This window comes from Paenisporosarcina sp. P4_D4, assembly GCF_056401835.1.
Genome location: NZ_JBFUIO010000393.1, coordinates 1 through 723 on the forward strand (window position 1 = coordinate 1; position 723 = coordinate 723).

Consider the following 723-nt stretch of genomic DNA (forward strand, 5'->3'; position numbering starts at 1 on the left):
CCTTTGTGATGCCACTTAGCTACATTAATAAAAATGAGAAAATCTAAAGTATTGTCAAATTTATTTACAGTTGAATGCTTAACTGTTGTATACCCCTTGTAGTCATAATTAACAAATGAAATCCTGATACTTTCATTGGACTTAAAGAGAATTAGCTCTTCACCATCAAAATTTACAATTTGAATTATCCCTTTAGTCTTCAATGAGAACAAGCTATCAGATATTGCCTTAATATTCTTATCCTTCTTACTGTAAAACTTAATCATAGCCATATCAGATAATAATGATACTGTTGTTTTAACTTCATTTGTAATACTTTTCTCCATATACAATAAAGCATAAAGGTAAAGTTCATCTGCTGTTAGCTGCGTTTCCATATCTTCCTCAATTAGATAATTAGGAAATAGAATAAATGGTATTACTGTTTCTTTAGTTGTCAAAATAATATTCTCCTTTTTTAAGTAAATGAATTTATTGTTCTGATTAATATTTGCTTTTTTAATTCAAGCTTTATGTTTATAATTTATATTTTTAATTTATATAATGTAAACTATAACAAAAGAGGTGCAAATTACCCCTCGTTTTTCTTACTATTAGGAAATTTGAGGTGTAGTTTACCCCTCATTTAGATTTATTTGAGGTGTGTTTTACCCCTCTATTTTCATTAAACTCCTGTAAGTCTTTCTTTAATTCATCGTTCATCTCGAATAAATGGAACAACTT

1 protein-coding gene is annotated in these 723 nt (G+C 27.5%); it reads right to left on the reverse strand.

All coding sequences use genetic code 11. The features are described 5' to 3' along the window. Positions 1-440, reverse strand: a 440-nt coding sequence (locus AC1DSL_RS19070) for a hypothetical protein (RefSeq protein ID WP_477533454.1), incomplete at its 3' end; no start/stop codon positions are given. Between the last annotated feature and the right edge of the window lie 283 nt (positions 441-723).